Source organism: Rhodoferax sp. GW821-FHT09E07, from assembly GCF_059416145.1.
Genome location: NZ_JBWKOP010000001.1, coordinates 89949 through 102065 on the forward strand (window position 1 = coordinate 89949; position 12117 = coordinate 102065).

At 61.6% G+C, this 12117-nt stretch carries 11 protein-coding genes; all 11 read left to right on the forward strand.

Annotated elements, in window-relative coordinates; translation table 11 throughout:
• Positions 1–47 precede the first annotated feature (47 nt).
• The 11 genes from AC07OE_RS00450 (at position 48) to AC07OE_RS00500 (ending at position 12117) form a co-directional block, all read left to right on the forward strand.
• On the forward strand, positions 48–4781 hold the full coding sequence (locus AC07OE_RS00450) for a glutamate synthase-related protein (RefSeq protein ID WP_495068597.1): 4734 nt from the start codon (positions 48–50) through the stop codon (positions 4779–4781).
• Positions 4782–4793: 12 nt separating this feature from the next.
• On the forward strand, positions 4794–6260 hold the full coding sequence (locus tag AC07OE_RS00455; RefSeq protein WP_495068598.1) for a glutamate synthase subunit beta: 1467 nt from the start codon (positions 4794–4796) through the stop codon (positions 6258–6260).
• A gap of 56 nt (positions 6261–6316) precedes the next feature.
• On the forward strand, positions 6317–7156 hold the full coding sequence (locus AC07OE_RS00460; RefSeq protein ID WP_495068599.1) for an ABC transporter ATP-binding protein: 840 nt from the start codon (positions 6317–6319) through the stop codon (positions 7154–7156).
• A complete protein-coding gene (gene mlaE / locus AC07OE_RS00465) occupies positions 7153–7935 on the forward strand; it encodes a lipid asymmetry maintenance ABC transporter permease subunit MlaE (protein ID WP_495068600.1) in 783 nt (260 codons plus the stop codon). Before AC07OE_RS00460 ends, mlaE begins: the two co-directional genes overlap by 4 nt.
• A gap of 10 nt (positions 7936–7945) precedes the next feature.
• A complete protein-coding gene (gene mlaD / locus AC07OE_RS00470; protein WP_495068601.1) occupies positions 7946–8428 on the forward strand; it encodes an outer membrane lipid asymmetry maintenance protein MlaD in 483 nt (160 codons plus the stop codon).
• Positions 8425–9177, forward strand: a complete 753-nt coding sequence (locus tag AC07OE_RS00475; protein WP_495068602.1) for an MlaA family lipoprotein — start codon at positions 8425–8427, stop codon at positions 9175–9177. Before mlaD ends, AC07OE_RS00475 begins: the two co-directional genes overlap by 4 nt.
• A 102-nt stretch (positions 9178–9279) precedes the next feature.
• On the forward strand, positions 9280–9891 hold the full coding sequence (locus AC07OE_RS00480) for an MlaC/ttg2D family ABC transporter substrate-binding protein (protein ID WP_495069121.1): 612 nt from the start codon (positions 9280–9282) through the stop codon (positions 9889–9891).
• Between the two features lies 1 nt (position 9892).
• Entirely contained in the window at positions 9893–10159 is a 267-nt protein-coding gene (locus AC07OE_RS00485) for an STAS domain-containing protein (protein ID WP_495068603.1), read from the forward strand.
• 28 nt (positions 10160–10187) lie between these two features.
• Positions 10188–11117, forward strand: a complete 930-nt coding sequence (locus tag AC07OE_RS00490) for an ABC transporter ATP-binding protein (protein ID WP_495068604.1) — start codon at positions 10188–10190, stop codon at positions 11115–11117.
• Positions 11114–11869, forward strand: a complete 756-nt coding sequence (locus AC07OE_RS00495) for an ABC transporter permease (protein ID WP_495068605.1) — start codon at positions 11114–11116, stop codon at positions 11867–11869. Before AC07OE_RS00490 ends, AC07OE_RS00495 begins: the two co-directional genes overlap by 4 nt.
• Before the next feature lie 5 nt (positions 11870–11874).
• Positions 11875–12117 (forward strand): BolA family protein, encoded by a 243-nt coding sequence (locus tag AC07OE_RS00500; protein WP_495068606.1) that lies wholly within the window; start codon positions 11875–11877, stop codon positions 12115–12117.

Below are 12117 nucleotides of genomic sequence, written 5' to 3' on the forward strand. Positions count from 1 at the left end.
TGCATTGCAGTATTCTTCGCTTCCACTGTAATTTTCAGGAGTGCGCCATGACCACGGCAGCCGAAATCCAACACCTCAAAGACCACGGTTTGTATTCCACCGCCAATGAGCACGATGCGTGCGGCGTGGGTTTTGTGGCCCATATTCGCGGCGAAAAGAGCCACGACATTGTCAAGAACGCCCTGAAGATCCTTGAAAACCTGGACCACCGGGGTGCCGTGGGTGCCGATCCGCTCATGGGTGACGGTGCCGGCATTCTGATCCAGCTGCCCGACGCGCTGTACCGCGAAGAAATGGCGGCCCAAGGCGTGACCTTGCCGCCTTTGGGCGAGTACGGCGTGGGCATGATCTTCCTGCCCAAGGAGCATGCCTCCCGCCTGGCCTGCGAGCAGGAAATGGAACGCGCCATCAAGGCTGAAGGCCAGGTGCTGCTGGGCTGGCGCGATGTGCCGGTCAACCGCGACATGCCCATGTCGCCCACCGTGCGCGAGAAGGAACCCATCCAGCGCCAAGTCTTCATTGGCCGTGGCCAGGACGTCATCGTGCAGGACGCGTTGGAGCGCAAGCTGTACGTGATCCGCAAGACCGCCAGCGCTGCCATCCAGAACCTGCAGCTCAAGCACAGCAAGGAATACTACGTTCCCAGCATGTCCAGCCGCACCGTGGTCTACAAGGGCCTGCTGCTGGCCGACCAGGTGGGTGTGTACTTCAAGGATCTGGAAGACGCGCGCTGCGTGTCGGCCCTGGGCCTAGTGCACCAGCGCTTCTCCACCAACACCTTCCCCGAGTGGCCGCTGGCCCACCCCTACCGCTATGTGGCGCACAACGGTGAAATCAACACCGTCAAAGGCAACTACAACTGGATGAAAGCGCGCGAAGGCGTGATGTCCTCGCCTGTGCTGGCGGCTGACCTGCAAAAGCTCTACCCCATCAGCTTTGCCGACCAGTCCGACACGGCCACCTTCGACAACTGCCTGGAACTGCTGACCATGGCCGGCTACCCCATCAGCCAGGCCGTGATGATGATGATCCCCGAGCCTTGGGAGCAGCACACCACCATGGACGAGCGCCGCAAGGCCTTCTACGAATACCACGCCGCCATGATGGAACCCTGGGACGGCCCCGCTTCCATCGTGTTCACCGACGGCCGCCAGATCGGCGCCACGCTGGATCGCAACGGCCTGCGCCCCTCGCGCTATTGCATTACCGACGACGACCTGGTCATCATGGGCTCTGAATCGGGCGTGCTGCCTGTGCCGGAAAACAAGATCGTGCGCAAATGGCGCTTGCAGCCTGGCAAGATGTTCCTGATCGACCTGGAACAGGGGCGCATGATCGATGACGAGGAACTCAAGGCCAACCTCGCCAACAGCAAACCCTACAAACAGTGGATCGAGAACCTGCGCATCAAGCTCGACGACGTGCAGGGCGGCGGTGAGCCTGCCTCCTTCTCCGAGAGCGAAGTGTCCCTGCTGGACCGCCAGCAGGCCTTTGGCTTTACCCAGGAAGACCTGAAGTTCCTGATCGCCCCCATGGCCAGCGCTGGCGAAGAAGCCATCGGCTCCATGGGCAACGACAGCCCCTTGGCCGTTCTGAGCGACAAGAACAAGCCGCTGTACAGCTACTTCAAGCAGTTGTTCGCGCAAGTGACCAACCCCCCTATCGACCCGATCCGCGAAGCCATCGTGATGTCGCTGGTGTCCTTCATCGGCCCCAAGCCCAACCTGCTGGACATCAACCAGGTCAACCCGCCCATGCGCCTGGAAGTGGCGCAGCCGATACTGGACTTTGCCGACATGGCCAAGCTGCGCAACATCGAGCAGCACACCCAGGGCAAATTCCGCAGCCACACCTTGGACATTACCTACCCGCTGGCCTGGGGCCATGAGGGCGTAGAAGCCAAGCTGGCATCGCTGTGCGCCGAGGCCGTGGACGCGATCAAGGGTGGCAAGAACATCCTGATCATCAGCGACCGCGCGATTTCTGCCACGCAGGTGGCGATTCCCGCGCTGCTGGCCCTGTCCGCCATTCACCAGCACCTGGTCGGTGCCGGTCTGCGCACGACGGCCGGCCTGGTGGTGGAAACGGGTACCGCCCGCGAAGTACACCACTTTGGCGTGCTGGCGGGTTACGGTGCGGAAGCTGTGCACCCCTACCTCGCGATGGAAACGTTGGCCAGCATCCACAAGGACCTGCCGGGTGACCTGAGCGCCGACAAGGCCATCTACAACTACATCAAGGCGATCGGCAAGGGCCTGTCCAAGATCATGTCCAAGATGGGCGTGTCCACCTACATGAGCTACTGCGGTGCCCAGCTGTTCGAAGCCATTGGCCTGAACACCGAGACCATCGACAAGTACTTCACTCGCACGCCCAGCCGTGTGGAAGGCATTGGCGTCTTCGAGATCGCCGAAGAGTCCATCCGCATGCACAAGCTGGCCTTTGGCGACAGCCCTGTGCTGGCCAACGCCCTCGAAACCGGCGGTGAATACGCCTGGCGTGTTCGCGGCGAAGAACACATGTGGACGCCGGACGCGATTGCCAAGCTGCAGCACTCCACCCGCGCCAACAACTGGAACACGTACAAGGAATACGCCCAGATCATCAATGACCAGAGCAAGCGCCACCTGACACTGCGCGGTCTGTTCGAGTTCAAGATTGATCCTGCCAAGGCCATTCCTGTGGACGAAGTGGAGAGTGCCAAGGAAATCGTCAAGCGTTTTGCCACCGGCGCCATGTCGCTGGGCTCGATCTCCACCGAAGCCCATGCCACGCTGGCCGTTGCGATGAACCGCATTGGCGGCAAGAGCAACACGGGTGAGGGCGGGGAAGACGCGGCCCGCTACCGCAACGAACTCAAGGGCATCCCGATCAAACTGGGCGACAGCCTGAAGAGCGTGATCGGCGCCGAAAACGTGGAAGTGGACCTGCCCCTGCAGGCCGGTGACTCGCTGCGCAGCCGCATCAAGCAGGTGGCCTCCGGCCGCTTTGGTGTGACGGCCGAATACCTGTCCAGTGCCGACCAGATCCAGATCAAGATGGCCCAGGGCGCCAAACCCGGCGAAGGCGGCCAACTGCCCGGCGGCAAGGTGTCCGAGTACATCGGCAAGCTGCGCCACTCCGTACCCGGCGTGGGGCTGATTTCGCCCCCGCCCCACCACGATATCTACTCGATCGAGGACTTGGCCCAGCTGATCCACGACCTGAAGAACGTGGCGCCGCACAGTTCCATCAGCGTGAAGCTGGTGTCGGAAATCGGTGTGGGCACCATTGCCGCAGGCGTTGCCAAGTGCAAGAGCGACCACGTGGTGATCGCCGGGCACGATGGCGGAACGGGTGCTTCACCCTGGTCGTCCATCAAGCATGCTGGCTCGCCATGGGAAATCGGCCTGGCGGAAACCCAGCAGACCCTGGTACTGAACCGCTTGCGCAGCCGCATCCGCGTGCAGGCCGACGGCCAAATGAAGACCGGTCGCGATGTGGCGATTGGCGCCCTGTTGGGTGCTGATGAGTTTGGCTTCGCCACCGCACCGCTGGTGGTGGAAGGCTGCATCATGATGCGCAAGTGCCACCTGAACACCTGCCCCGTGGGCGTGGCCACGCAAGACCCTGTGTTGCGTGCGAAGTTCTCCGGCAAGCCAGAGCATGTGGTGAACTACTTCTTCTTCATTGCCGAAGAAGTGCGCCAGATCATGGCCCAGTTGGGCATCCGCAAGTTCGACGACCTGATTGGCCGCTCCGACCTGCTGGACACCCGCAAGGGCATTGAGCACTGGAAGGCCCAGGGTCTCGATTTCAGCCGCCTGTTTGCCCAGCCCCAAGTGCCGGCCGATGTGCCACGCTTCCAGACGCTGACGCAAGACCATGGCCTGGAAAAAGCCCTGGACAACGTGCTGATCGCCAAGAGCCGTGCCGCCATTGACAAGGGTGAACGCGTGCAGTTCATGGAAGTGGCCCGCAACGTGAACCGTTCCGTGGGCGCCATGCTCTCTGGCGCGGTGACCAAGGTGCACCCCGAAGGCTTGCCGGATGACACCATCCGCATCCAGCTCGAAGGCACTGGCGGCCAGTCCTTTGGTGCGTTCCTGGCCAAGGGCATCACGCTGTACCTGATTGGCGACGCAAACGACTACACCGGCAAGGGCCTGTCCGGCGGCCGCGTGGTGGTGCGCCCCAGCATCGACTTCCGCGGTGACGCGATCCGCAACACCATCGTGGGCAACACCGTGATGTACGGTGCCACCACCGGTGAAGCCTTCTTCAGCGGCGTGGGCGGCGAACGCTTCGCCGTGCGCCTGTCCGGCGCCACTGCGGTGGTGGAAGGTACGGGTGACCACGGTTGCGAATACATGACCGGTGGAACGGTCGCCGTGCTCGGCAAGACGGGACGCAACTTTGCCGCCGGCATGAGCGGTGGCATCGCCTACGTGTTTGATGAAGACGGCCAGTTTGCCAAGCGTTGCAACACGGCCATGGTCAGCCTGGAAAAGGTGCTGACCGCATCAGAACAAGAGGCGACCTTGGACAAGGCCATCTGGCACCGTGGCGAGAGTGACGAGGCCCAGCTCAAGAAGCTGCTGGAAGACCACAACCGCTGGACCGGCAGCAAGCGCGCCCGCGAGTTGCTGGACAACTGGGAGGTGTCGCGCACCAAGTTCGTCAAGGTCTTCCCCAACGAGTACAAGCGTGCTCTGGGCGAGATCCATGCACGAAAAGTGGCCAAGGCCCCCGTCAAATCTGCGCCAGCAGCTATCAAAAAAGAAGCGGCTCCCGCCAAGTAAGAAGGAATCATCATGGGAAAAGTCACTGGTTTCATGGAGTTTGAGCGCCTTGAAGAGGGCTACAAACCCGTCGCCGAGCGCCTGAAACACTACAAGGAATTTGTGGTGGGCCTGGACGATGCGCAGGCCAACAAGCAGGCCGCGCGCTGCATGGACTGCGGCACACCGTTTTGCAACAACGGCTGCCCGGTCAACAACATCATTCCGGACTTCAACGACCTGGTGTACACCGGCAACTGGAAGGCCGCGATCGACACGCTGCACAGCACCAACAACTTCCCGGAGTTCACCGGCCGTATTTGTCCGGCACCCTGCGAGGCTGCCTGCACGCTGAATGTGAATGACGATGCGGTGGGCATCAAGTCCATCGAGCACGCCATCATCGACCGCGCATGGTCCGAAGGCTGGGTCAAGCCCCAGCCCGCCAAGGTCAAGACCGGCAAGAAGGTGGCCGTGGTGGGTTCCGGCCCGGCTGGCATGGCAGCCGCTCAGCAACTGGCCCGTGCTGGCCACGACGTGACCCTGTTCGAGAAGAATGACCGCATCGGCGGCCTGCTGCGTTATGGCATTCCCGACTTCAAGATGGAGAAGTCTCACATTGATCGCCGCGCCGAACAGCTGGTGGCCGAGGGTGTGACCATCCGCACCGGCGTCCTCGTAGGCGAAATGCCCAAAGGCTCCAAGGTCACCAACTGGGCCAAGGAAACCATTTCTGCCGATCAGTTGAAGAAAGACTTCGACGCCGTGCTGTTGACCGGCGGTTCCGAGCAGTCGCGTGACCTGCCCGTGCCCGGGCGCGACCTGGACGGCATCCACTTTGCCATGGAGTTCCTGCCCCAGCAGAACAAGGTGAACGCAGGCGATAAACTGAAGAACCAGTTGCGCGCAGACGGCAAGCACGTCATCGTCATTGGCGGTGGTGATACAGGTTCCGATTGCGTGGGCACCAGCAACCGCCACGGCGCCGTCAGTGTCACCCAGTTTGAGGTGATGCCCCAGCCGCCCGAAGAAGAAAACCGCCCCCTGACCTGGCCTTACTGGCCGCTGAAACTGCGCACCAGCTCCAGCCACGAAGAGGGTTGCGAGCGCGTGTTCTCCATTTCCACCAAGGAATTCATGGGTGAAAAGGGCAAGGTCACCGGCCTGAAGACTGTTCAGGTCGAATTCAAGGACGGCAAGCTGGTCGACGTTCCCGGCACCGAAAAAGTGCTGAAGGCCGATCTGGTGTTGCTGGCCATGGGCTTTGTGAACCCGGTTGCGACCATCCTGGATGTGTTCGGAGTGGACAAGGACGCGCGCGGCAATGCCAAGGCCAGCACCGAGTTCATTGGCGGTTACGCCACCAACGTGCCCAAGGTGTTTGCCGCTGGTGACATGCGCCGTGGCCAATCCTTGGTGGTGTGGGCGATCCGCGAAGGCCGCCAGGCCGCGCGTTCCGTCGACGAGTTCCTGATGGGCTTCAGCGACTTGCCACGGTGATCTGGGGTAATCCCTTATGATTCCAAGGCCGGGGACTCCCCGGCCTTGTTGCTTTTATGGCTGAAACCCCTTCCGATCCCCTTGTTGAACTGCAGGACCTGTCCTTCGGCTACGGCGAACGCCTGATCCTGGACGGCGTGACCCTGTCCATCCCGCGTGGCAAGGTTACCGCGCTCATGGGCGCGTCGGGCGGTGGCAAGACCACAGTGCTGCGTTTGATCGGCGGCCAGCACCGTGCCCAGAAAGGCAAGTTGTTGTTGCATGGCGCGCAACTGGGGCAGGACGTGCAGGACATGGGACTGGCCAATGCGCAACAGCTCTACACTGCCCGGCGTCGCATGGGCATGCTGTTCCAGTTTGGCGCCCTGTTTACCGACCTCAGTGTGTTCGACAACGTGGCCTTTCCGCTGCGCGAGCACACCAACCTGTCGCCCGCGCTGGTGCGCGACATCGTGCTCATGAAGCTCAACGCCGTGGGTCTGCGCGGTGCGCGCGACCTCATGCCTTCCGAGATTTCCGGTGGTATGGCCCGGCGTGTCGCGCTGGCCCGCGCCATTGCGCTGGACCCTGAGCTGGTGATGTACGACGAACCCTTTGCCGGGTTGGACCCGATTTCCCTGGGCACCGCAGCCCGGTTGATTCGCCAGCTCAACGACACCATGGGTCTGACCAGCGTGATCGTCTCGCACGACCTGGAAGAAACCTTTCACATCGCCGACAAGGTCATCATCCTGGCCAACGGAAAGATTGCCGCCCAGGGGACGCCCGATGAGGTGCGTCACAGCACCGACCCACTGGTACACCAGTTTGTGAACGCCGAGCCCGAAGGGCCAGTCCGGTTCCACTACCCGGCTTCCAGCGTGGATGCTGATTTTTCTGCGGGAGCACGGCGATGAGCTGGTACCACCCCGCCGATGTAGGCCTGGCGGTCCGCGCCAAGTTGTCGGATCTGGGCTATGGCGCGCGCCTGTTGGGCCGCCTGTTGGCGTCCGTCGGTACGGTAGTGCGGCGCCCCGGTCTGGTGCGCGACCAGATCCATTTCATGGGCAACTATTCACTGGCCATCATCGCGGTGTCCGGGATTTTTGTGGGCTTTGTGCTGGGCCTGCAGGGCTACTACACGCTGCAGCGCTATGGCTCGTCCGAAGCCTTGGGCCTGCTGGTGGCGTTGAGTCTGGTGCGCGAGCTGGGGCCGGTGATTACCGCCTTGCTATTCGCGGGCCGTGCCGGTACCTCCCTCACGGCAGAGATCGGTCTCATGAAGGCTGGCGAGCAGCTCAGCGCCATGGAAATGATGGCGGTAGATCCGGTGCAGCGCATCCTGGCGCCGCGCTTTTGGGGAGCCGTCATGGCAATGCCCTTGCTGGCTGCAGTCTTCAGCGCCGTGGGCATCATTGGTGGCTGGGTCGTGGGCGTGTTGATGATTGGCATCGACGCCGGTTCGTTCTGGAGCCAAATGCAGGGTGGGGTGGATGTGTGGCTGGACGTGGGCAACGGTGTGCTCAAGAGCGTGGTGTTCGGCTTTGCGGTGAGCTTTATTGCGCTGCTGCAAGGCTATGAGGCCCAGCCCACGCCGGAAGGCGTGGCCCATGCCACCACGCGCACGGTGGTGGTGGCATCGTTGACCGTGTTGGGTCTGGACTTTGTCCTGACCGCCATGATGTTCAGTATTTAGGGGATTGCAAATGCAACGTTCTGGCAAAGATGTGTGGGTGGGTCTGTTTGTGCTGCTGGGCGCGGCGGCTTTGCTGTTTTTGGCCCTGCAGTCGGCCAATCTGCTGTCGCTCAATTTCGAGCGCGGCTACCCCGTTAGTGCCAAATTCGACAACATTGGCGGTCTCAAGCCCAAGGCGGCTGTCAAAAGTGCGGGCGTGGTCGTCGGTCGCGTGGAGTCGATCAGCTTTGACGACAAGAGCTTCCAGGCCAAGGTCGTGTTGTCCATGGACAAACGCTTTGCCTTCCCCAAAGACAGTTCCCTGAAAATCCTGACCAGCGGCCTGCTCGGTGAACAGTACATCGGTATCGAAGCCGGCGCCGATTCGGCCAACCTGGCTGCAGGCGACAGCATTGGTACCACCCAGTCTGCGGTGGTGCTGGAGAACCTGATCAGCCAGTTCTTGTACAGCAAGGCTGCGGACGGTCCAACGTCGGAGAAGGCAGCCAAATGACCGTGGGTCTCTCTCTTCGCTGCAACGGTCTGCGCGATGGCGTGCGCCGTCTCGCGCTGTGGTCCGTTATGGGCGGCGTGGTGTTGTTACAAGCGTGTGCCACGGTGAAGAACCCGGACCCGCGTGACCCGATCGAGTCGTTCAACCGTGGTGTGTTCGGGTTCAACGATGTGGTGGACAAGGCCGTGCTCAAGCCCGTGGCCACAGCCTACCGCGGCGTGGTGCCGGAGCTGGTGCGCAAGGGCGTGGGCAATTTCTTTGGCAACCTGGAAGACTTCTGGTCCGCCATCAACAATGGCCTGCAGCTGCGCGGCCGTGACATGGGCGACAACCTGGGCCGCTTCATGGTGAACACCACCATTGGTCTGGGCGGTGTGATGGATGTGGCCAGTGATCTCAACATTGAGCGTCATCCGGGTAACTTTGGGGTGACGCTGGGACGCTGGGGTGTGCGGCCCGGGCCCTATGTGGTGCTGCCGCTGCTCGGTTCCTACACCCTGCGGGAAGTGGTGGCCATACCGGTGGACCAGCAAGGCAATCTGGTGTCGCAAATGCCGGACGAAGGCACACGCACCGGTTTGACCGTCTTGAATGCCGTGGACACCCGCGCCAAGTACCTGCGAGCGGGCGACGTAGTGGAGGGCGCAGCGCTGGACCGCTACAGCTTTACACGCGACGCATATTTCCAGCGCCAGCGCAATCAACAATACGATGGCAATCCGCCAGAAGAAGATGGCACCGAGCCTTAAGGGGCTGTTCTGCCATGCCGATACAAAAGGGGCAGTGCGGTAGATAATCGTGCTACAGGAGTGAACCCAACCATGTGGAACAAGCGACGCGTATTGACAGCTATGGTCTGGTCTTTGGTGGCCGGCAGTTTGGCTTGGGCGCCTTTGGTGCGCGCCGAGGACGAGGCGCCGGACGCATTGATCAAACGTCTGTCCACGGATGTGCTGGAGACCATCAAGGGTGACAAGGCCATTCGCGCAGGCGACATGGGCAAGGTGGTCGCGCTGGTGGACAGCCGCATCATGCCCAATGTGGATTTCCAGCGCATGACGGCATCGGCCGTTGGTCCTGGCTGGCGTCAGGCCACCCCTGAGCAGCAAAAGCGCCTGCAAGACGAATTCAAGACCCTGCTGGTACGCACCTACGCGGGTGCCCTGGCTCAGGTCAGCGATCAGACCATCGCCATGAAACCCTTGCGCGCCGCGCCCGAGGACAAGGAAGTCATCGTGCGCACCGAGGTCAAAGGTCATGGCGATCCCATCCAGCTGGACTACCGTCTGGAAAAAACACCGGGTGTGGGCGCGGGCTGGAAGATCTACAACCTCAATGTGCTGGGGGTGTGGCTGGTGGAAACCTACCGCAGCCAGTTTGCGCAGCAGATCAACACCAAGGGCTTGGACGGTCTGATTGACGCGCTGGTCGAACAAAACAAGGCCAACGCTAAAAAGGGCTGATGTGCTGAACCTGCCCGCTACCCTGACGCAAGACGTCGCCCAGACCTGTCTGGCCGAGTTGCGTTCGGGGCTGGGCCAGGAGCCGGAGCGCATCGTGGTCAATGGCGCATCCTTGCAGCGCTTTGACTCCTCGGCATTGGCCGTTTTGCTGGAGTTGCGCCGCGAGTGCGCGCGCGTAGGCAAGCAGTTTGCCGTACAGGGCCTGCCGGCCCGGTTGCGTGATCTGGCCACTTTGTACGGGATTGACGGCCTGCTGGCTGGCTCCTGAGCCCCTCGGCGTAAAATCGCGGGCTCACATGCCTGCCATCTCATTCCAATCCGTCTCCAAAGCCTACCCCTCCCCCCGAGGGCCCCAAGGCACCACTTTCCAAGCACTGGACCACGTCAGCCTCGATATCGAGGAGGGAGAGTTTTTCGGTTTGCTGGGTCCCAATGGCGCGGGCAAAACCACCATGATCAGCATTCTGGCCGGCCTCACCCGTGCCAGCAGCGGCAGGGTGGCGGTGCTGGGCAGCGATGTGCAGACCGACTATGCCGCCGCGCGCCGCAAACTGGGCGTGGTGCCCCAAGAGCTGGTGTTTGACCCCTTCTTCAATGTGCGCGAAATGCTGCGCATCCAGTCCGGCTACTTTGGCGTCAAAAACAACGACGCATGGGTAGATGAGCTGCTGGAAGGCCTGGGCCTGACGGACAAGGCCAACGCGAACATGCGCCAACTGTCAGGCGGCATGAAGCGCCGCGTGCTGGTGGCACAGGCACTGGTGCACAAGCCCCCCGTCATCGTGCTGGATGAACCTACGGCTGGCGTCGACGTGGAACTCCGTCAGACGCTGTGGCAATTTGTCGCCAATCTCAACAAACAAGGCAGCACCGTGCTGCTGACCACCCACTACCTCGAAGAGGCCGAGGCCCTGTGCGGCCGTATTGCCATGCTCAAGACCGGCCGCATCGTGGCACTGGATAACACCAGCGACCTGCTGAAGGCTGCCAGCAGCAATGTGCTGCGCTTCAAGACCGGGGATGCCTTGCCGGTTGAGCTGGCTGCGCGGGCCCGTATCACGGGTCGCATCGTGCAACTGCCCGCGCACAACGCACTGGAGATTGAACAGTACCTGGCTGCCGTGCGCCAGGCGGGCGTGACGGTGGAAGACGTGGAGATCCGCAAAGCGGATTTGGAGGATGTGTTCCTCGACGTGATGGGCGCAACGGAAGAGGTGGGCGCATGAACGGTTGGCAAACCCTGTTGTACAAGGAGACGCTGCGTTTCTGGAAGGTAGGCTTTCAGACGGTGGCGGCACCCGTGCTCACGGCCTTGCTGTACCTGATGATTTTCGGCCATGCGCTGGGCGACCATGTGAAGGTATATGACACCATCAGCTACACCGCCTTCCTGGTGCCGGGCCTTGTGATGATGAGCGTGCTGCAAAACGCGTTTGCCAACAGCTCGTCCTCGCTGATCCAGAGCAAGATCATGGGCAACCTGGTGTTCCTGTTGCTCACGCCGTTGTCGCATTGGAGCTGGTTCTTCGCCTACGTGGGCTCCAGCATTGCGCGCGGTCTGGTGGTGGGGCTGGGTGTGTTGCTGGTCACGGTGTTTTTCACGCCTATCCATTTTGTCGAACCACTCTGGATTCTGGTGTTTGCTTTCATGGGCGCAGCCCTGCTGGGCACGCTGGGCCTGATTGCGGGCCTGTGGGCCGAGAAGTTTGACCAGCTTGCGGCCTTCCAGAACTTCATCATCATGCCCATGACCTTTCTCAGCGGCGTGTTCTATTCCATCCACTCGTTGCCGGCCTTCTGGCAGGGCGTGAGCCACCTTAACCCCTTCTTCTACATGATTGACGGATTCCGCCGCGGTTTCTTTGGCCAGAGCGATGTTTCCCCCTGGCTGAGCCTGGGCATCGTCGGCATTGCGCTGGTTGTGACCAGTGCCGTGGCCGTGCACCTGCTGCGCACGGGCTACAAGATCCGCCACTGACTTTTATGACCGCTGACCAACTCCAAGCCCTGATTACCGCGGGCATTGCCTGTGACCACTGCACGCTCGAAGGCGATGGCCGCCACTGGTATGCCACCATCGTGTCCAGCGCATTCGAGGGCAAGCGCCTGATCCAGCGCCACCAGCTGGTCTATGCCACGCTGGGAAGCCGTATGCACACGGATGAAGTGCACGCCTTGTCGATGAAAACCTATACGCCTGCCGAATGGGCAGCGCAATCTGCTTAA

What these genes read in the sequence shown, in the direction of transcription:
- AC07OE_RS00450 (WP_495068597.1), top strand. Translation starts at nt 48, where the DNA reads ATGACCACGGCAGCCGAAATCCAACACCTCAAAGACCACGGTTTGTAT.
- AC07OE_RS00455 (WP_495068598.1), top strand. Translation starts at nt 4,794, where the DNA reads ATGGGAAAAGTCACTGGTTTCATGGAGTTTGAGCGCCTTGAAGAGGGC.
- AC07OE_RS00460 (WP_495068599.1), top strand. Translation starts at nt 6,317, where the DNA reads ATGGCTGAAACCCCTTCCGATCCCCTTGTTGAACTGCAGGACCTGTCC.
- mlaE (WP_495068600.1), top strand. Translation starts at nt 7,153, where the DNA reads ATGAGCTGGTACCACCCCGCCGATGTAGGCCTGGCGGTCCGCGCCAAG.
- mlaD (WP_495068601.1), top strand. Translation starts at nt 7,946, where the DNA reads ATGCAACGTTCTGGCAAAGATGTGTGGGTGGGTCTGTTTGTGCTGCTG.
- AC07OE_RS00475 (WP_495068602.1), top strand. Translation starts at nt 8,425, where the DNA reads ATGACCGTGGGTCTCTCTCTTCGCTGCAACGGTCTGCGCGATGGCGTG.
- AC07OE_RS00480 (WP_495069121.1), top strand. Translation starts at nt 9,280, where the DNA reads ATGGTCTGGTCTTTGGTGGCCGGCAGTTTGGCTTGGGCGCCTTTGGTG.
- AC07OE_RS00490 (WP_495068604.1), top strand. Translation starts at nt 10,188, where the DNA reads ATGCCTGCCATCTCATTCCAATCCGTCTCCAAAGCCTACCCCTCCCCC.
- AC07OE_RS00495 (WP_495068605.1), top strand. Translation starts at nt 11,114, where the DNA reads ATGAACGGTTGGCAAACCCTGTTGTACAAGGAGACGCTGCGTTTCTGG.
- AC07OE_RS00500 (WP_495068606.1), top strand. Translation starts at nt 11,875, where the DNA reads ATGACCGCTGACCAACTCCAAGCCCTGATTACCGCGGGCATTGCCTGT.